The organism is Pseudomonas sp. AC211 (genome assembly GCF_979258055.1).
This window is the reverse complement of record NZ_OZ409830.1, coordinates 750277-769382: the sequence shown is the minus strand read 5'-3', so window position 1 is coordinate 769382 and position 19106 is coordinate 750277. Positions and strand designations below refer to the sequence as shown.

General features: G+C 60.3%; 12 protein-coding genes and 8 pseudogenes. 9 read left to right on the top strand and 11 right to left on the bottom strand.

Annotated elements, in window-relative coordinates; genetic code table 11:
• Positions 1-85: 85 nt before the first annotated feature.
• Positions 86-1114, bottom strand: coding sequence for an amino acid ABC transporter substrate-binding protein (locus ACZZZP_RS03745; protein WP_122492822.1), 1029 nt, complete (start codon positions 1112-1114; stop codon positions 86-88).
• Between the two features lie 547 nt (positions 1115-1661).
• Here ACZZZP_RS03745 and ACZZZP_RS03740 point away from each other — a divergent pair.
• From ACZZZP_RS03740 to ACZZZP_RS03730, 3 genes and pseudogenes are all read left to right on the top strand, one after another.
• Positions 1662-2315: pseudogene (locus tag ACZZZP_RS03740) on the top strand (alpha/beta hydrolase).
• A gap of 27 nt (positions 2316-2342) precedes the next feature.
• A pseudogene (locus tag ACZZZP_RS03735) lies at positions 2343-4269 on the top strand (acyl-CoA synthetase).
• A gap of 289 nt (positions 4270-4558) precedes the next feature.
• Positions 4559-5497, top strand: a complete 939-nt coding sequence (locus ACZZZP_RS03730; protein ID WP_463381843.1) for a GGDEF domain-containing protein — start codon at positions 4559-4561, stop codon at positions 5495-5497.
• A 129-nt stretch (positions 5498-5626) separates the two neighbouring features.
• On the opposite strand, the gene ACZZZP_RS03725 is transcribed toward ACZZZP_RS03730, so the two are convergent.
• On the bottom strand, positions 5627-6211 hold the full coding sequence (locus tag ACZZZP_RS03725) for a YajG family lipoprotein (protein WP_463381842.1): 585 nt from the start codon (positions 6209-6211) through the stop codon (positions 5627-5629).
• Between the two features lie 523 nt (positions 6212-6734).
• Here ACZZZP_RS03725 and mqo point away from each other — a divergent pair.
• Positions 6735-8250 (top strand): annotated as a pseudogene (gene mqo, locus ACZZZP_RS03720) (malate dehydrogenase (quinone)).
• Positions 8251-8497: 247 nt separating this feature from the next.
• Here the strand turns inward: mqo and ACZZZP_RS03715 are convergent.
• Together ACZZZP_RS03715 and ACZZZP_RS03710 are read right to left on the bottom strand one after the other, a co-directional pair.
• Positions 8498-9608 (bottom strand): annotated as a pseudogene (locus tag ACZZZP_RS03715) (NADH:flavin oxidoreductase).
• Between the two features lie 61 nt (positions 9609-9669).
• Positions 9670-10288 (bottom strand): annotated as a pseudogene (locus ACZZZP_RS03710) (TetR/AcrR family transcriptional regulator).
• A 214-nt stretch (positions 10289-10502) separates the two neighbouring features.
• Here ACZZZP_RS03710 and ACZZZP_RS03705 point away from each other — a divergent pair.
• Positions 10503-10769 (top strand): hypothetical protein, encoded by a 267-nt coding sequence (locus ACZZZP_RS03705; protein ID WP_463536279.1) that lies wholly within the window; start codon positions 10503-10505, stop codon positions 10767-10769.
• A gap of 81 nt (positions 10770-10850) precedes the next feature.
• On the opposite strand, the gene ACZZZP_RS03700 is transcribed toward ACZZZP_RS03705, so the two are convergent.
• Both ACZZZP_RS03700 and ACZZZP_RS03695 read right to left on the bottom strand, forming a co-directional pair.
• The gene (locus tag ACZZZP_RS03700; RefSeq protein ID WP_463536278.1) at positions 10851-11348 is read right to left on the bottom strand and encodes a glutathione peroxidase; all 498 of its coding nucleotides are present in this window, start codon (positions 11346-11348) and stop codon (positions 10851-10853) included.
• Between the two features lie 106 nt (positions 11349-11454).
• The gene (locus tag ACZZZP_RS03695; RefSeq protein WP_108096087.1) at positions 11455-11940 is read right to left on the bottom strand and encodes an FKBP-type peptidyl-prolyl cis-trans isomerase; all 486 of its coding nucleotides are present in this window, start codon (positions 11938-11940) and stop codon (positions 11455-11457) included.
• Between the two features lie 150 nt (positions 11941-12090).
• Here ACZZZP_RS03695 and ACZZZP_RS03690 point away from each other — a divergent pair, with 150 nt between their 5' ends.
• From ACZZZP_RS03690 to ACZZZP_RS03675, 4 genes and pseudogenes are all read left to right on the top strand, one after another.
• A complete protein-coding gene (locus ACZZZP_RS03690; protein WP_463381839.1) occupies positions 12091-12273 on the top strand; it encodes a DUF3565 domain-containing protein in 183 nt (60 codons plus the stop codon).
• Positions 12273-13456, top strand: a pseudogene (locus ACZZZP_RS03685) (acetate kinase). The gene ACZZZP_RS03690 and the pseudogene ACZZZP_RS03685 overlap by 1 nt, the downstream one beginning before the upstream one ends.
• An 80-nt stretch (positions 13457-13536) precedes the next feature.
• Entirely contained in the window at positions 13537-15627 is a 2091-nt protein-coding gene (pta, locus tag ACZZZP_RS03680; protein ID WP_463536277.1) for a phosphate acetyltransferase, read from the top strand.
• A gap of 160 nt (positions 15628-15787) precedes the next feature.
• A pseudogene (locus ACZZZP_RS03675) lies at positions 15788-16699 on the top strand (acyltransferase).
• Between the two features lie 147 nt (positions 16700-16846).
• Here the strand turns inward: ACZZZP_RS03675 and ACZZZP_RS03670 are convergent.
• The 5 genes and pseudogenes from ACZZZP_RS03670 to ACZZZP_RS03650 all read right to left on the bottom strand — a co-directional run bounded on the left by ACZZZP_RS03670 (position 16847) and on the right by ACZZZP_RS03650 (position 19102).
• The gene (locus ACZZZP_RS03670) at positions 16847-17803 is read right to left on the bottom strand and encodes a putative bifunctional diguanylate cyclase/phosphodiesterase (RefSeq protein ID WP_463536276.1); all 957 of its coding nucleotides are present in this window, start codon (positions 17801-17803) and stop codon (positions 16847-16849) included.
• A gap of 4 nt (positions 17804-17807) precedes the next feature.
• Entirely contained in the window at positions 17808-18287 is a 480-nt protein-coding gene (locus ACZZZP_RS03665) for a diguanylate cyclase domain-containing protein (RefSeq protein WP_463536275.1), read from the bottom strand.
• Positions 18209-18676 (bottom strand): PAS domain-containing protein, encoded by a 468-nt coding sequence (locus tag ACZZZP_RS03660; RefSeq protein ID WP_463536274.1) that lies wholly within the window; start codon positions 18674-18676, stop codon positions 18209-18211. The genes ACZZZP_RS03665 and ACZZZP_RS03660 overlap by 79 nt, the downstream gene beginning before the upstream one ends.
• Positions 18677-18792: 116 nt before the next feature.
• Positions 18793-18981: pseudogene (locus tag ACZZZP_RS03655) on the bottom strand (hypothetical protein); the annotation flags it as partial.
• Complete coding sequence (locus ACZZZP_RS03650) at positions 18962-19102, bottom strand: hypothetical protein (RefSeq protein WP_463536932.1); 141 nt, start codon at positions 19100-19102, stop codon at positions 18962-18964. The gene ACZZZP_RS03650 and the pseudogene ACZZZP_RS03655, both read right to left, overlap by 20 nt.
• Between the last annotated feature and the right edge of the window lie 4 nt (positions 19103-19106).

Sequence of the window (19106 nt, the reverse complement as noted above, 5' to 3'; positions counted from 1 at the left end):
TGAAACGGAAAAGCCCAGTGACCGCAAAGCAATCACTGGGCCGTCCACCTGACCGAGCGCACCCGGTCAGACGGCTGACAGCCTGTTAACGAACCGGAGGTGCGTACTGCAGGCCGCCTTTGTTCCACAACGCGTTCAGGCCGCGTTCGATTTTCAGCTCACTGCCCGCACCGACGTTGCGGTCGAACACTTCGCCGTAGTTACCCACTTGCTTGATGATCTGTACTGCCCAGTCTTTCGGCAGTTTCAGGTCTTTGCCGTATTCGCCGTCAGCACCCAGAAGACGCAGAACGTCCGGGTTCTTGCTGCCTTTGGCTTCGGCTTCAACGTTCTTCGAGGTCACGCCTGCTTCTTCAGCGTTGAGCATGGCGAACAGGGTCCACTTAACGATGCTGAACCACTCTTCGTCGCCTTTACGCACGACTGGGCCCAGAGGCTCTTTGGAAATCACTTCCGGTAGAACCACGTAGTCGTTTGGTTGGGCCAGCTTGATGCGCTGAGCGTAGAGCTGCGATTGGTCGGAGGTCAGCACGTCGCAACGGCTGGCTTCCAGCGACTTGGCGCTTTCGTCAGAGGTGTCGAAGGTGATGGGGGTGTATTTCAGGCCGTTCGAACGGAAGTAGTCGGACACGTTCAGTTCGGTAGTGGTACCGGCCTGGATGCAGATGGTCGCGCCGTCGAGTTCCTTGGCGCTGGAAACGCCGAGCTTCTTGTTAACCAGGAAGCCGATACCGTCGTAGTAAGTTACGCCGGTGAATACCAGGCCCATGCCCGCGTCGCGGGAGCTGGTCCAGGTGGTGTTACGCGACAGCATGTCGACTTCGCCGGACTGGATCGCGGTGAAGCGTTCCTTGGCGGTCAGCGGGCTGTATTTCACTTTCGATGCATCGCCCAACACGGCAGCAGCAACACCGCGGCAGATATCAACGTCGATACCTTGATAGTTACCCTTGGCATCTGGAACCGAGAAGCCCGGCAGACCGTCACTTACACCGCACTGAACGAAGCCTTGTTTCTTGACCTTATCCAGAGTCGCGCCCGCTTGAGCGAAGCCGCTGGCGCCAAGAATGGTCGCTGCGGTCAGGATAGCCAGGGTGGATTTCACCATCTTCATTAAAACCTCCAGTTGCTGTTGTTGTGTTTGGAGTCTTGGCCCCACCGCCGTACCCTTTTGAGGCACGCTCGTCCATCGGATGACGGTTGAAACGGGGTGCAGACCTGGGAGCGAGTCTAGTTGGCGATGCCCCCATCGGCCAAAACTCACCCCCCGCTTACTCTTCGCATGGGTTTGCTGAAATAAGCGGGTTGGGGATTTTTCCCGTTCGCTTAGTCACTTTTCCGAAGTGACCCGCGGCGAATCTGTTGGGAATTTCCCGTGGCTTTTTTTTAAGTATGTTCCTGCGTAACGCGATTGCCCGTTTACCGTGCCGCTCTACTTTGCATGAGTCGGACCGTACAAACGGTGGAGTGTTACCCAAATTGGGGCATGCAACCGGTTAACCCGTCTATAGCAAAGCCCGTACCACACGCTCTTGAAAAGGCCCAATTAGGCAGGTCAAGAGCAAAACTTGTAGCCTTGCGACATGTTCGTAACGGATACACCAACCCCTCATTCAAGCGGCGCCCCGAAGCGGGGCATGCGCACCGAACTGGAGCCTAGCATGCACGAAAATCTGATACTCGAACCCACACTTTCTGCAGACGCGTGCGTTATTTGGCTGCACGGCCTGGGCGCTGATCGCTTCGACTTCCTGCCGGTGGCCGAAGCTTTGCAGCAACAACTGACCAGCACGCGCTTTGTGTTGCCGCAAGCGCCTACCCAAGCGGTGACTATTAATGGTGGCTACGCCATGCCGAGCTGGTACGACATTCTGGCCATGAGCCCGGTGCGGGCGATCAACAACGAACAGCTCGAAGCCTCGGCACAGCGGGTGATCGAGCTGATCGAAACGCAGCGCGACGGCGGCATCGACCCTTCGCGCATCTTCCTCGCCGGCTTTTCCCAAGGCGGCGCGGTGGTGTATCACGCAGCGTTCCTGCGCTGGCAAGGGCCGCTGGGTGGCGTGCTGGCGTTGTCTACCTATTCGCCAACCTTGAGCCCCGACGTGGTGCTGGCGGATACAAAAACAACTGCCGGTTTACTGTTTGCATGGCACGTTTGACGACATCGTGCAGCGGGCCATGGGCCGCGCTGCGCATGACTGCCTCGAGGCGCAGGGCGTGCCCGTGACCTGGCAGGAATACCCCATGAGCCATGAAGTGTTGCCGCAGGAAGTGCGCGATATCGGCACTTGCTGGCAGCGCAGTTGGGCTGAAACCCGCACAGCAGAAAAGGTCCGCACATGAACCAAGCCGTTGTTCATCAACCCGCGCAAGTTCCCGCTATCGCTTCGTTGCGCGACACCCTGGCGATTGAGCAAATAGCCCTGCAAGACCGCGACATGGCGCCCAGCACCTACGCCGTGTTGCAACGCAGTGCAGCGCGCAACCCGAACGCCACGGCACTGACCTTTTTGTTGCAGGGCAACAGTGAAGAACAGCCGTATCGGCTCAGCTACGGCGAGCTGTTCGCCAAGGTCACGCAAACCGCCAACGCCTTGCACCGCTTGGGCGTGCGCGCCGGCAAGGCGGTGTCGTTCTTGCTGCCGAATCTGCCGCATACGCATTTCACCTTGTGGGGCGGTGAAGCAGCGGGCGTGGTCAACGCGATCAACCCGCTGCTCGACAGCGAGCACATCGCTGAGCTGATCCGCGCTTCGGACTCCGAGGTGCTGGTGACGCTGGCGCCCTTCCCCGGCACCGACCTGTGGGACAAAGTCGCCGGCCTGCGCGAGCAGTTGCCGGAGCTCAAGCACATTGTCACCGTGGACATGGCCAACTACCTTCCCGAACCACAGCGAAGCGGCATCAAGGCCCAGCGCGGCGGCTTGCCGGCTGGCGTGCTCGACTTCGACGAGCTGATCGCCGACTGCCCCGCCGATCATCTGGAAAGCGGCCGCATCATTAGCCCGGACGACATCGCCTCGTTCTTCCACACCGGCGGCACCACCGGCACGCCGAAGCTGGCGCCGCACACGCACCGCAACGAAGTGGCCATGGCGATGATTCTCGCCTTCGCCATCGACCTGCATGCCAGCGACGTGACCCTGTGCGGTTTGCCGCTGTTCCATGTGAACGGCGTGATGGTCACCGGACTGGCGCCGTTCTATGTCGGCGCCGAAGTGCTGCTCGCCACGCCGCAGGGCTATCGCAACCCGAGCCTGATTCAGAACTTCTGGAAAATTATCGAGCGCTACCGCGTCAGTTTCTTCAGCGGCGTGCCGACTATTTACGCCGGCCTGTTGCAAGTGCCGAGCGCCGGCCATGACTTGCTCTAGCCTGCGCTATGCCTTGTGCGGGGCAGCGCCGATGCCGGTGGAATTGATTCGCCAGTTCGAAAGCAAAACCGGGCTGAAGCTGATCGAGGGTTACGGGCTTACCGAAGGCACGTGTGGCACCTGTGGCAACCCGCCGGCGGGGGAAAGTCGGCCGGGGTCCATTGGCATTCGCATGCCCTATTGCGAGGTGAAAATTGCTGTGCTCGACGAGCAAGGCAACTACCTGCGCGACGCCGCCGAGAATGAAATCGGCAATCTGGTGCTGCGCGGCATCACCGTCTTCAAGGGCTACCTGCAGGCCGACAAGAATTCGGGCATTTGGGTGGATGGCGACTGGTTCAACACAGGCGACCTGGGTCGCATCGATGCGGACGGGTACATCTGGCTCACCGGGCGCAGCAAGGACTTGATCATCCGCGGCGGCCACAACATCGACCCGCAAATGATCGAAGAAGCCTTGCACAAACACCCTGCCGTGGCGCTGGCCGCGGCCGTCGGCAAGCCGTGCGCGAAAGCGGGTGAACTGCCGGTTGTGTACGTGCAGTTAGTTCCAGGCGCGACGGTCAGCGCTGAAGAACTAATGACCCACGCCGCTGCACATATCCCGGAACGAGCCGCCGTGCCCAAAGATGTGTGGATCATCGACGCCATTCCGCTCACTGCCGTGGGCAAAACCTTTAAACCAACGCTGCGCTATGACGCCATCCGTCGGGTATTTGAAGCCGACCTACGGCATATCGATCCGCAGGTGAAGGTAGAGGTGACAGCTCACGACAGCTACGGCCAGTTGGCACGTGTGTACCTACAAGAGCTAGACGCGACGCGCCGTGCAGCCGTCGACGACTGCCTGGCCGGCTACTCGGTTCGCTACGAGGTAGTAGCCGGCGCCTGAGGCTACCCAAATAAACAGTGAACGGAAAAATCGGTAGCAGACTCAGAATTATTGTCGGGCTGTGAACCGCTGAGCAGCACAGCGCCGCCATGCCAGCTATGGTTCACCTGGGTCTTCACCAACCCGTTGAAACGGCGAAACGCCAGCCGCTGGCGCAGCGAACATGATGATCGCCTGCGCCAACCGGGGCCTCGTCAGGCAGTTCAGCAAATCGGGTTTTCGCACTTACGAAAGGACGCGTCGCGATGCCATTCCCTATTGTTCACACACACGGAACGCTTCAATTGCGATGAAAAACGCGCAGTGGCAGGCCGACCTGCACTCCATCCATGACATGCGTCTGTTCCAGAACGTCGCGGCCCATAACTTGGGGCGCCTGCTGGAAAAGTTTCATGCCTTCGAACTGGACGCTGAGGAAGTGCTCCTCTCTCCGTTCGACCGCAACCAGCACCTTTACGTGTTGCTGGAAGGCGAACTCAAGGTGTTCCTCGGCTCGTTGGACAACCCTGCCGTGACCACCCTTCAGCCCGGCGAGTGCGTGGGGGAAATCAGTTTTATCGACAACGATCACCCGTCTGCCTATGTGGTCGCGGCCGGCCGTTGCCTGGTCCTGCGTCTGCACCGCGAGTCGTTGTTCAGCCTGTTCGCGCAATCGCCGGAGCTGATGCAAAACCTGCTGCAACTGCTCTGCGAGCGTGTGCGTCAGGGTAACCAGATCATTATCGACAGCGAGCAGAACGCCAACGTCGACACCCTGACCGGCGCCTTTAATCGGCGTTGGCTGGAACATATCTTTGAACGGGAGAACACCCGCTGCGCCTTTAACGGTCAGCCGATGTGCCTGTTGATGCTCGATGTCGATCACTTCAAGTCCTACAACGACAACCACGGCCACCTGGCCGGTGACTACGCGTTGTGTCTGGTGGCGCATACCCTGCGTAATCAGCTGCGCCCCAAAGACAGCCTGACGCGCTACGGCGGCGAAGAGTTCGTGATTCTGCTGCCGGAAATGAACGCCGACGAAGCCCGCGCCATCGGCGAACGGCTGCGCGCGGCGTTGGAGCAGGTGACTTCGTTTTACTCGCCGGTGGGTGTGCTGCCAGGGGTGACGATGTCGATTGGCTTAGCGGAGATGCGCGCCAATGACACCTTGCAAAGTCTGATTGCGCGAGCGGATAGCGCGCTGTATCAGGCCAAGCAACAAGGGCGTAATTGTTTGTGTGGGTGAGGTGAGGTGAGGTGAGGTCGCGATAGCGCTTCAAAAGCATCGCGGCTAAAGCCGCTCCCACAGAAGAGCGCGCTGCGCGCACAAAAAAGCCCGGCTAATCAGCCGGGCTTTTTCATTTCAACGCCACGCTTACTGAGACAGTACCTGGCCGATGGTTGGATCTTTGAACGAACGCGTCAGGGCGTCGCTCAACACGTCGCTGACCAGCTTGGTGTTGGTGTCCTGGTTCGGCGCCATACCGAATTTCTGGTCCAGGGTGGCGCCGTAGCGACCGCTGTAACGGCGAGTGGCGTTCTGTACATCGACACGGAACGTGGCGCCAATGTTGGCCTCGGTGACATACATGCCTTCTTTTGGCGATTGGTATTTCAGGTCGGCCAAGGTGAGGGTAATTTGCGGCGCGTTCATTGCACCCGGCGACGGGGTGAAACCGAGCAGGCGAACGGCGGCTTCGGCTTGCTGTTGCAGCTTGGGCACGATATCGGCGCCGGCAACGCTGATGGCGCTGGTCTCCGGGTACAGACCGCCACGGGTGCCGAGAATGGGCGAAGGGCGACCGTCAACCACACGCACGATAACGGGCTGGCCTTGGCCAACCGGCGTCAGGTTGCCGTTGAGTTTGGGGGTGGGGCTCAGTTGTTGCGGGCTGTGGGCACAGCCAACCAGCGCCAGGCTGGCTACAGCGATCAGACCTAACAGCAGACGGTGCAGCATGCTCATCTCTCCACAAGGGTTGGAACGCCCGGTTGGGCCGCTTGAAGTGGCCGCAGTATACCCAGCGCAGCGGCGGCCTGACAGCGCTGAAGGTTGAGACAAAAGCGGCTTTGCGAGGTTCCGGAAATGCAGGGTTTCAGGCAGCTCAGCGGCCAATTGCTACCGGTCGGCCCGCGTGCAAACGGCACGCAAGTGTTGGTGGGCTGACCGATGGGTGAATAAAAGTCACGCTAAAAAACCAACTTTTGTCATTTCACCGTTATAATCGCGCCCCGATTATAAGGACGTCTCCTGCTCGGGCCTCGCAGCTACCCTGATGTACTCAGCATCAGCAAGCACCGCCCCAGAGAGTCGCCCACTTCGCGTGACCTTTGCACTATCTCTGCCTTGCTCCAGCACCTTGTCTTCATGGGTGTAAAAGCGCGCAGATCGTAGCCATAAGGCACCTGAACTTTTGAGGTTCACGTTTCCAAAAAGAACGTGAAAAAACGGTTTCACAACTTCACAAGAGTGTGGCGAGCAAATGGCGCAAAACGATTACGAGGCTGTCGATGTGCTGCTGGTAGGTGCCGGCATCATGAGCGCGACATTGGCCGTGCTGTTGAAAGAGCTCGACCCCGGCATCAAGCTGGAAGTCGCTGAAATGCAGGCGTCGGGGGCCATCGAAAGCTCTAACCCCTGGAACAACGCCGGTACCGGTCACGCCGGTCTGTGTGAACTGAACTACACCCCCGAAGCCGCCGACGGTTCGGTGGACATCAAAAAAGCCGTGAACATCAACACCCAGTTCGAGGTGTCGAAACAGTTCTGGGCTCACCTGATGCAGCAAGGCAACTTCGGTTCGCCAAAAGCCTTCATCAACCCGATTCCGCACCTGAGCTTCGTACAGGGCGACAAGGGCATCCAATTCCTCAAAACCCGCCACGCCGCCATGGTTAAACACCATGCCTTCGATGACATGCAGTACACCGAAGACAAAGGCGTAATGGCCGAGTGGATGCCGCTGATGATGCCCGGCCGTGCCGCCGACGAAGCCGTCGCCGCGACCCGCGTGGAGTCCGGCACCGACGTCAATTTCGGCGCATTGACCACGCAACTGCTGAAATTTCTCGGAGAGCAAAGCGATTGCCGCGTGAGCTACAACCAGAAGGTTGTCGGCCTCAAGCGCACCGATAAAGGCTGGCGCGTCAGCATCAAAAACACCCAGTCGGGCGCCACCCGCGAAGTGGACACCCGCTTCGTGTTCCTCGGCGCCGGCGGCGCTGCCCTGCCCTTGCTGCAGATGTCCGGCATTCCGGAAGGCAAAGGTTTCGGCGGCTTCCCGGTCAGCGGCCAGTGGCTGCGTTGCGATGACCCGGAAATCGTTAAACAGCACGAAGCCAAGGTGTACAGCCAGGCAGCGGTCGGTTCGCCGCCCATGTCGGTTCCGCACCTGGACACCCGCGTCGTCGACGGCAAGAAATCTCTGCTGTTCGGGCCATATGCCGGTTTCCAGCACCAAGTTCCTCAAGCACGGCTCGTTCCTCGACCTGCCGCTGTCGGTTCGCCCGAGCAACCTCGGCCCGATGCTGGCCGTGGCACGCGACAACTTCGACCTGACCAAGTACCTGATCAGCGAAGTGCTGCAATCGAGCGAGCAACGCATGGAATCGCTCAAGCGTTTCTTCCCGCTGGCCAAGGCCTCGGATTGGCGTTTGGAGATTGCCGGTCAGCGCGTGCAGATCATCAAGAAAGACCCGAAAAAAGGCGGCATCCTGCAGTTCGGTACCGAACTTGTCGCGGCCAAAGACGGCACCATCGCCGCACTGCTGGGCGCCTCGCCTGGTGCTTCGGTCACGGTGTCGATCATGCTGGAACTGATCGAGCGCTGCTTCCCTGAGCAAGTGAACGCGGCCTGGGCTGAGAAGCTGAAAGCGATTTTCCCGGCTCGGGAAAAGGCGCTGGAAACCGACGCCACGCTGTATCGCGAAGTGAACGCCCGCAGCAACGAGCTGCTGGGGTTGACGCCGCGTAAGGTGGAGTCTGCGGCGACAGTTTGATCACTGTCCCGAACGAAAAAACGGCGCCTGATGTGGCGCCGTTTTTTTATCCCCGCAGATAATTGCCTGCGTCCAAAACTTCATCTTTGCAGGCCAGGCCAATCGAGGCTAAAGCCTCTCCCACAGGTGAACGCAATCCAATGTGGGAGAGGCTCCAGCCTCGATGCTGTTGATCTTTTCCATAAAAAAAGCCCCGCCAAAGCGGGGCCTGAAGTGCGGCGCCGCAAGGGCACCGCAAAGGGAAACATCACACCAGGCTGGTCAACGCATCACGGCTGAACGGAAGAATCTCGTCTTCACGGGCCGTCACGTACTTTCACCGCCCAATCCGGGTCAACCAACAGCGCACGGCCCACGGCTACCAGGTCAAATTCCTGCTTGTTCAAGCGCTCCAGCAGGGCGTCGAGTTTTTCGGGCTGCGCAACCTTGTCGGTCTTGACCATGAACTGCATGAACTCGCCGTCCAGGCCCACGCTGCCAACGGTGATGGTCGGCTTGCCAGTGAGTTTGCGGGTCCAGCCGGCCAGGTTGAGGTCGGAACCTTCGAACTCGGGCTCCCAGAAGCGGCGGGTGGAGCAGTGGAAAATATCCACGCCTGCATCCGACAGCGGCTGCAGAAATTCGCCGAGCGCTTCGGGCGTAGTGACCAGGCGTGCGGTGTAGTCCTGCTGCTTCCATTGCGAGAAACGGAAGATGATCGGGAACGTCGGGCTGGTGGCGGCGCGTACGGCCTTGATCAGCTCGATGGCGAAACGCGAACGGTTGGCCAGGCTGCCGCCGTATTCGTCGTCGCGCTGGTTGGAACCTTCCCAGAAGAACTGATCGATCAGGTAGCCGTGGGCGCCGTGGATTTCCACGCCGTCCATGCCGATGGCCTGAGCGTCTTTGGCGAGCCTGGGCGAAGGCGGCGATGACGTCGGCGATGTCCTGCTTGGTCATGCCGTGCACAACCTCAACGCCATCTTTGATTTTGCCGGTTGGGCCATAGCCCGGAACGCTGGCGTCCGGCTCGGTGCCGATGCGGCGAACGCTACCTACGTGCCAGAGCTGCGGAACAATTTTGCCGCCTTCAGCGTGTACGGCATCGACCACTTTTTCCAGCCAGCCAGGGCGTCTTCACCGAAAAAACGCGGCACGTGCGGGTAACCGTTCGAGGCTTGGTGGCCGACGGTGGTGCCCTCGGTCACGATCAGCCCCACACCGCCGGCAGCGCGGCGACGGTAGTACTCAATGACGCCCTCGTTAGGCACGCCGCCCGGCGAAAACGAACGGGTCATTGGCGCCATGACCACACGAGTCGGCAACTCCAGTTCGCCGAGGCGGAACGGTTCGAACAGGGCTTTCACAAGAGCGGTCATGCGGTTCTCCTAACGGGCATCTGGGTTGCGCAGCGTGGCAGCGCAGTGGTTTTTTGAAGGATCAAACGGGCGTCAGCAGACGCTCCAGTTGGTGCAGAAAAACGGACAGCGGCGCGGCATTGGCCCCGGCTTTCATGCGCATCAGCGTGCCTTCCCAGGCATTGGCGATAAATTCAGCCAGCTCCACGCAATCCGTACTGGCGCTCAGTTCACCGGCCTCGCGCGCTTCCAGTAAGCACCCGGCGAGGATGTCCACCGAGCGCTGCAGAATGCTTTCCACCTGCAAGCCGATGGGTTGCGACGGCTCGGCCATTTCAAAACTGAGGCTGCCAATAAAGCAGTGGTACTGCGGTTTTTCCTGGCGGCGAAAGTGGTTCAGCAGCTCGCCGTAGAAACTCAGTATGCGTGCGCGCGGGCTTAGCGCCGGGTTGCTCAAGGCCGTGGCGTAACGCTGCAAACGCGGCGCGTACAAATGCTCCAGCGCGTGCACGGCGAAGTCTTCTTTGCTGGCGAAGTAGTGATAGAACGAGCCCTTGGGAATACCGGCGGCCTGGCACAATTTCTTGTACGCCGGTGCCGTGGTAGCCGCGACGCAGCATCACTTCCGAGCCCTTGGTGAGGATCAGATCGCGCTTGTCGAGACGGATAGTCGAGGTGGCGTTGTTCATGGCGGCGATCATATGACCGGTCGTCTCGTCCCGCCCAGCATCATTGATGTGGGTGATAAAGCCCTACAAATGCTTCGGAAAATCCCGATATCTATCGTTGCTCGTAACGGGGCGGTTTCGTCGATACCAGCTATTGAACGGGTCGATTTCAACAAAAGCGGAGCGAGTAATAGTCTGAGCCCACTCTCACTCACCGGGCCGATAGGAGGCTCCAATGAACCGCTTAATGACTATCGCCCTGCTGTTAACCGCCATCGTACTCACCGGCTGTGCTGGCCAAGGTCACTCCATGCTGGAGCTGAAACCTTACACCGCAGTGGAACTGCACCAGAAAGCGCTGGAAGACTTGAGTCGTCAGGGTTTGTCGTTCGACGAATACCAGCTCAAACGCGCCCAATTGCAGGGCCAGCCAGTACGTGATTTCGACTTTGATGGAATGGATGAACTGAACGCGGGCCGTAGCAATGGCAGCCGCGAAGCGCATCAGGGGTGAGGGGCTTATACCGCTCTCTGTAGGAGAGGCTTTAGCCTCGATGCTTTTAAAAACTCAAGAGCATCGCGGCTAAAGCCGCTCCTACAGAAACTTCATCCAGGCCAGGGCTTTTTCGATGGCTTGGACGATCGCCGGATCATCCGGCGGCGTTCTTGGCGAGAAACGCGCCAACACGCGGCCATCCTGACCTACCAGAAACTTCTCGAAATTCCAGGTGATGTCGCCAGGAAACTCCGCGCCCTCGCCCGCCAACAAGCGATACAGCGGATGACGGCCAGGGCCGTTCACCTCGAGCTTGCTGCTCAGCGGGAAGCTGACGCCGTAGTTGAGGCTGCAGAATTCTTTAATTTCGTCTTCGCTGCCAGGTTCCTGACCGGCGAACTGATTGCAGGGCAAGCCAAGCACGCTGAAGCCTTGATCCTTGTATTGCTGATACAAGCTCTCCAACCCCGCGTACTGAGGGGTTAGCCCGCATTTCGAGGCGACATTGACCACCAGCACAACCTTGCCCTTCAAGGGCGCTAGCGGCAATTCTTGGCCATCCAAGGCGCGTAAATTGATGTCGTGAAAAGCACTCATGACGAACTCCCAATCTGTCATCAAACAATGTCCTTACGGACAAAAAAAGGCGCCCTACGAGCGCCTTTTTGGTCATCCAGTTAGCCGCTCAAGCAGCTTAGCTGAATCAATGGTGGTGACCACCTTCGCCATGGATATGACCATGGGCAATTTCTTCTTCGCTGGCTGCACGTACGGCAACCACTTTGATCTGGAAGTTCAACCGTTGGCCGGCCAGCGGGTGGTTGCCGTCGACGGTAACGTCGTCGCCGTCCAAATCGCGGATGGTGACGATCTGCATGCTGCCATCCGGCGCCGAAGCGTGGAACTGCATGCCCACTTCGAGCTCATCAACGCCTTCGAACATGCTGCGGCTCAAGGTGCTAACCAGTTCAGCGCTGTATTCGCCGTAGGCTTCTTCAGGCTCAACGGCCACGTTCAGTTCATCGCCAGCCTGCTTGCCAACCAGGGCTTTTTCCAGACCGACGATAATGTTGCCTGCGCCTTGCAGGTACACCAGCGGAGCGCCGCCGGCAGAGCTGTCGATCACCTCACCAGCATCGTTGGTCAGGGTATAGTCGATGGAGACAGCCGTATTGGCAGCGATCAGCATGGGGCAGAACCTTTGCGAAAGAGTGGAGAACGGGCAAGTTTAACCAAGGGTTCGGCCGAAAGCGAACCGAGCGCAGACGGACGGCCCCACGCCCCGGCGCGCAGCGCAGCGCGTATTACAGGCTTTCGCCAGGACGAAGAAGGGCACTGGGTGGCGATACTTTCCTGCGGCCATACGCAACACCTGCGCCACCAACCGCCCTGGCAAAACCGCGACTGGGTGCAAGACCCCACGCAACGCGCGGAAAAAATCGGTCAGTCCTTCCCCTGCGGTTGGTGCGCGCAAGGGCTGGAACCGTTGAATGGAGCAGCACAGCAAGACGAGGAGCAGTGATGCAAGCACGGCATATTCTGGTAATCAATTGCGGCAGTTCATCCATCAAATTCGCCTTGATTCACGAGGCTCACTCACAAACGTTTTTGAGCGGTGAAGCGCAAAACCTCGGCACCTACGATGCCGAATTGCATTGGCGCCGGGGCGCCGAGTTCGACAGCCTGATGATTCCCAACGCCGACCACCGCGCCGCGCTCTCGCAGCTGCTGCCGGTGGTGCAAAGCGCGGTGGCGGCAAACTGCACGGCATCGGTCACCGCGTGGTGCATGGCGGCGAACGCTTCAGCGAAGCGCGCCGTATCGACGCCCGCGTGCTGGCCGAAATCAACGCCACCGCCCACCTGGCGCCGCTGCACAACCCGGCCAACCTGCTGGGCATCGAAGCCACCCTCAAACTCTTTCCCAACCTGCCGCAGGTGGCGGTGTTCGACACCGCGTTCCACCACAGCCTGCCGGACTACGCGTACCGCTACGCGCTGCCGGAAAACCTCTACCGCGACCACGGCATTCGGCGCTACGGCTTCCACGGCAGCAGCCACCGCTACGTCACCGGCCGCGCCGCCGAAATGACCCACCTGCCGGTAGAAGACAGTTGCTGGCTCTCGGCCCACCTGGGCAACGGCTGCTCAACCTGCGCGGTGGTCAACGGCCAAAGCCGCGACACCAGCATGGGCCTGACGCCGCTCGAAGGTGTGGTGATGGGCACACGCAGCGGCGATGTCGACCCCAACCTCCACAGCCATCTCGCGCTGAGCCTGGGCTGGGACATCGAGAAAATCGACTCCATGCTCAACCACGACGCCGGCCTGCTCGGCTTGTCCGGTTTGTCCAACGACATGCGCACACTGGAGCAAGCGCACCGCGACGGCCATGAAGGCGCGACGCTGGCCATCGAGGTGTTTTGCTACCGCCTGGCCAAGTCGCTGGCGGCCATGAGCTGCGCGTTGCCGCGTCTGGACGGGCTGATTTTTACCGGCGGCATCGGCGAGAATTCCCCGCTCATTCGCAGCAAAACCGTGAGCCATTTGCGCCTGCTGAACGTGCAGCTCGACGACGAAGCGAACGAGCGTTATATCCGTGGCCTTTCCGGTACGATCCACGCCTACGGCCACCCACGCGTCCTGGTGATTGCAACCAACGAAGAGCGGCAGATCGCCCTCGATACCTTGCAGCTACTGCACTAACAGCACTGTCGAACAATGGGCCTTGCCGATCAGGCGAGGCTTTATAAAAAGCGCGAACCACGCGCGGTTCAGGAACTTGCATGCAGACTTATTTTCTTGCCCCTAGCGGTTTCGGCGTCGGCCTGACCTCCATCAGCCTTGGCATGGTCGGCGCTCTCGAGCGCGTCGGCTTGCGCGTGGGTTTTTTCAAGCCGGTGGCGCAGCCGCAGCCTGGCGACCAGGGTCCGGAACGCTCCAGCGAATTGGTGGCGCGCACCCACGGTTTGCAGTCGCCGCCGCCGGTTAGCCTCGCCCATGTGGAGCGCATGCTCGGCGAAGGCCAACTCAACGACCTGCTGGAAGAATTTATTCGCCTGCACCAGGACGCCGCCCGCGATAAAGACGTGGTGATCGTCGAAGGCATGGTGCCCACCGCCCATACCAGCTATGCCGCGCGCATTAACCTGCACCTGGCCAAGAGCCTGGACGCTGAGGTCATTCTGGTCACCGCGCCGGAAGGCGACAGCGTCAGCGAGCTGTCCGACCGCCTGGAAATCCAGACGCAGATGTTTGGCGGCCCGCAAGACAGTTCGGTGCTCGGCGTCATCCTTAACAAAGTGCGCGACGACGAAAACGCCACTGCCTTCGCCGCCCGCCTGAAAGACCACTCGCCGCTGCTGCGCCGACACGATTTCCGCTTGCTCGGTTGCATTCCATGGCTCGACCAATTGAACGCCCCGCGCACCCGCGACATCGCCGACATGCTCGGTGCCCGCGTGATCAACGCCGGCGAATACGAGCAGCGGCGCATGCAGCGCATCGTCTTGTGCGCCCGCGCCGTGGCCAACACGGTCCAACTGCTCAAGCCAGGCGTGCTGGTTGTTACTCCAGGCGATCGCGACGACATCATTCTCGCCACCTGCCTGGCCGCCACCAATGGCATGCCGCTGGCGGGCTTGCTGCTGTGCAGTGATTTCCCGCCGGACCCACGCATCATGGAACTGTGCCGTGGCGCGCTGCAAAGCGGCTTGCCAGTGCTGTCGGTGACCACCAGCTCGTACGACACCGCCAACAACCTCAATCAGCTCAACAAAGAAATCCCCATCGACGACCGCGAGCGCGCCGAGCGGGTCACCGAGTTCGTCGCCAGCCATATCGACCACCACTTTCTCAGCCAGCGCTGCGGCAAGCCGCACGAACACCGCATGTCGCCGCCGGCCTTTCGCTTCCAGCTGGTGCAACGCGCGCAGGCGGCGAACAAACGTATTGTGCTGCCCGAAGGCAGCGAGCCGCGCACCGTACAAGCGGCCGCCATTTGCCAGGCGCGCGGCATTGCCCATTGCGTGCTGCTGGCCAAGCCTGAAGAAGTGCAATTGGTGGCCCAGGCCCATGGCATCGAACTGCCGCCCGGCCTGGAAATACTCGACCCGGATTTGATTCGCAGCCGTTACGTGGCGCCCATGGTCGAGCTGCGCAAAGGCAAAGGCCTGAACGCGCCGATGGCCACCCAGCAGCTCGAAGATCCGGTGATGCTTGGCACCATGATGTTGGCGCTGGACGAAGTGGACGGCCTGGTTTCCGGCGCGATTCACACCACCGCCAACACCATTCGCCCAGCCTTGCAGCTGATCAAAACGGCGCCGGGCTACAAGCTGGTGTCGTCGGTGTTTTTCATGCTGCTGCCCGATCAGGTGGTGGTGTACGGCGACTGCGCAGTAAATCCCGACCCCTCGGCCACGGAGCTGGCAGAAATTGCCGTGCAGAGCGCCGAGTCGGCCGTCGCGTTTGGTATCGAGCCAAGGGTGGCGATGATCAGTTACTCCACCGGCGAGTCCGGCACCGGCGTGGATGTCGACAAAGTGCGCGAAGCCACGCGCCTGGCCAAACAGGCGCGGCCTGACCTGCTGCTCGACGGTCCGCTGCAATACGACGCCGCCGCCATCGAAAGCGTGGCCCTGCAAAAAGCGCCGAACAGCGTCGTGGCCGGGCATGCCACCGTGTTTGTGTTTCCCGACCTCAACACCGGCAACACCACCTACAAAGCGGTGCAACGCAGCGCCAATTGCGTGAGCGTGGGGCCGATGCTGCAAGGTTTGCGCAAACCAGTTAACGACCTGTCACGCGGCGCGCTGGTGGACGACATCATCTACACCATCGCCCTGACCGCGATTCAGGCAGCGAATCTTCCGTAGCGCACCGCCGCTTCTTTGTTGGAGCGGCTTCGCTTGAGGCTGCTCGCGAAGAAGCAGAGACGCTTGCAGTTCCCCCGGCAATGGTTACTCTTTGCGCCTAACAACCGCCATCTTCTGCAAAAGAGCGGGAACCACAATTTCTTCACGAGGCATCTGCCCCATGCTGTCTTTCCTGCCTGCGCCGCTTCGCGGTGTGCTCGCCACAATTCTGCTGTTCGCCAACACCCTGATCTGGTGCTGGTTTCTGTTTATTGCCGCGTTGGTGAAGCTGCTGCTGCCGTTCAAGCCGGTGCGCACCGTGTGCAACTGGGTGCTGAACTGGGCGGCCGAAGCCTGGATTGCCTGCAACAGCGGCTGGATGTGGCTGGTGCAAAAACCGAGTGGAACCTCAAAGGGCGGGAGCAGTTCAAGTACGACGGCTGGTACCTAGTGACCAGTAACCACCAGAGCTGGGTCGACATTCTGGTCCTGCAACACACCCTCAACCGTCGCCTGCCGTTCTTCAAATTCTTTCTCAAGCAGGAGCTGGATCTGGGTGCCGGTGATTGGCTTGTGCTGGTGGGCGTTGGACTTCCCGTTCATGAAGCGCTACACCAAGGCGTACCTGGAAAAGCACCCGGAAAAGAAAGGCCAGGACACGGCCGCCACCCGCCGCGCCTGCGAAAAATTCCAGCATGTGCCGGTCGCTGTTTTCAACTTCCTGGAAGGCACGCGCTTTACCCAAGCCAAGCTAACGACCAGCAAGCCTTCACCGTTCCGCTACCTGCTCAAACCCAAAGCCGGCGGCATCGCGTTTGTGCTTGATGCCATGGGCAAGCAGCTGAAATCGATGGTCAACATCACCATCCACTACCCCGAAGGCAACCCGAGCTTCTGGTCATTCCTGTGCGGCGAAGTGCCAAAGGTAGTGGTGCGTTATCACACGCTGGAAATCCCCAAAGAGTTTCTCGGCAAGGATTACAACAGCGATGAAACCTACCGCCTCGGGTTTCAGCAGTGGGTGAATAAGTTGTGGGAAGAGAAGGATGCGGAGTTGGGGCGGCTGCATGAAGAGTTTCCGCCGAAGGGTTAGTGAGCGTGTCTCCCCTTCGGACTCCCAACAAGTCAGTCCCCTCTCCCGCTCGCGGGAGAGGGTTAGGGTGAGGGGCCTTTTAAGGCCGAGTAAAACCGCGCCCTCACCCCCGCCCTCTCCCGCATGCGGGAGAGGGGGAGCAAAGCGTCACTGCTTGCGATACACATCCCAATCAATCTGCGCCGGGAAGTGCTCGGTCTCCGAGACCGGCAACCCCTTGGCAACCAGAAAGCCCTGCATGATGTGGCAGCGGTGTTCCAGCAGCCAGTCGCGCTGTTCGATGGTTTCCACCCCTTCGGCGATCACTTCCAAGCCCAGGTGATGCCCCAGGTCGATGATGGTGCTGACCACCGCCGCGTCTTTGGGCGAGCTGAGCATGTTGGAAATAAACAGCCGATCGATCTTCAGCGTATCCAGCTCGAAGTGGCGCAAATAGGCGAGCGATGAATAACCGGTGCCAAAATCGTCGATGGCGATTTTCACACCCAGCGCACGCAGCTGGCTGAGCTGTTCGCGGGTGGTGTCGAGGTCTTGCATGAGTGCGCTTTCGGTCACTTCCACTTCCAACTGCGCCGGGCACAAGCCCAGCTCGGCCAGCACGCGGCGCAAGTCATCCACCAGTTGCGGCATCCCGAACTGCACCGGGCTGACGTTGAGACTGACCACCACCTGCTCGCCAAACGTCGGCCGCCAATCGCAACACTGCTGCACGCCGCGCCGGAAAATCCAGTCGCCGAGGCGGTTGATCAAACGGGTCTCTTCCAGCAGCGGAATAAACACATTTGGCGCAATGGTGCCCGACACCGGGTGCTCCCAACGCAGCAGCGCTTCGAAGCCACGCAGCTTGCCGGTCTCCAGGTAAATCTGCGGCTGGCACACCAGCACAAAATCATTCTGTTCAATGGCGTTGCGCAGGCTCTCTTCGAGCATCAAGCGCGAACGCGCACGGCCGTTCATTTCCGGAGAGAAGAAGCGGTATTGCTGGCGCCCAGCACGTTTGGCCTCGTACATGGCCATGTCGGCGGCGCGCATCAGACCATCCACGCTGCGCCCGCATTCAGGGAAACTGGCGATGCCGATGCTGGCGCCGAGTGTTACGTCCATGCCGTCAACCCCGGTGGCGCACCGAGACCAGCTCGATCAGTTTTTCGGCAATACGCGCGGCATCTTCCGGGTGTTCCAAGCCGTCGAGCAAGGCGGTGAATTCGTCGCCGCCCATGCGCGCCAGCACGTCGTATGGCCGCAGGCTTGAGCGCAGCAAGTCGCCAACCTGGCGCAGCACTTGGTCGCCGGCCGCGTGGCCGAGGGAGTCGTTGATGCGTTTGAAACCGTCGAGGTCCAGATACAAAATCGCCATGCGTTTGCCGCTGCGATCCAGGCGCGCCAGGCTCGATTCCAGCGCCTGGTGAAAACCGCGACGGTTGAGCAAACCGGCCAGCGCATCGGTCGCTGCTTGCGACTCCAACTGCGCGTAGAGGTTGCGCACCACGGACATATCCAACGCCAGAATCACCATCGAACGCTGCAGGCGCGGCAGCGGTGAACTGGACAGCGCCACCGGCAACATCTGCCCGCCGACGGCGCGCAAGCTAGCGTCGTGCAGGCGATAGGCTTCGCCGCGCAGCCAATGTTTGTAGAACTCCGAATCCTTCCAGGCAGTGGGCAGGCCGGGGTCACCAGGTAATCGAGCAGCGGCGTGCCTTCAATTCCCGCCACCGTGCCGTTGAGCATGCGGGCCATGGCCGGATTGACGAAGTTGATGTTGCCCTCTTCGTTGACCACCACGATGCCTTCGGCGGCGTTTTCCAGCACCGACGCGTTGAAGGCACGAGCGCTGTCGAGCTGCTTGGACAGCACCTGCAATTCGTGGCGGTTGCGCTCGTGCTCGAGCAGCACGTTGATTTTGTGCCGCAGCACTTGCGGGTCGAAGGGTTTGAGAATGAAGTCCACCGCGCCGGTGGCGTAGCTACGCAACACTGAGTCTTCAGTGTGGGCAATGGCAGATAGAAAAATGATGGGGGTGTATCGGTGCTGGGGTTGCCGCGCATCAAACGCGCCACTTCAAAGCCGTCCATGTGCGGCATCTGCACGTCCAGCAGCACCAGCCCCACATCGTTGTCGAGCAGGCATTGCAACGCTGCCTCGCCCGAATCATGACCGTGCGGACTTCCCACGGGCTGTCGCCCAGCAAGGCTTCCATGGCCACGAGGGTTTCCTCGCGGGTCATCGACCACCAGCAAGATCTGCTCGCTGGACTGCGGTTTAAGCTGCGCCTGAGCCATTACGTCCCTCCGAATTCGCCAACCAGCGTTGCAGCAGGGCCATCAGGTCCTGGCGCGCCACTGGTTTGGCTAGGTAGTCATCCGTGCCCGCGGCTAAACATTTTTCGCGGTCGCCCTTCATCGCA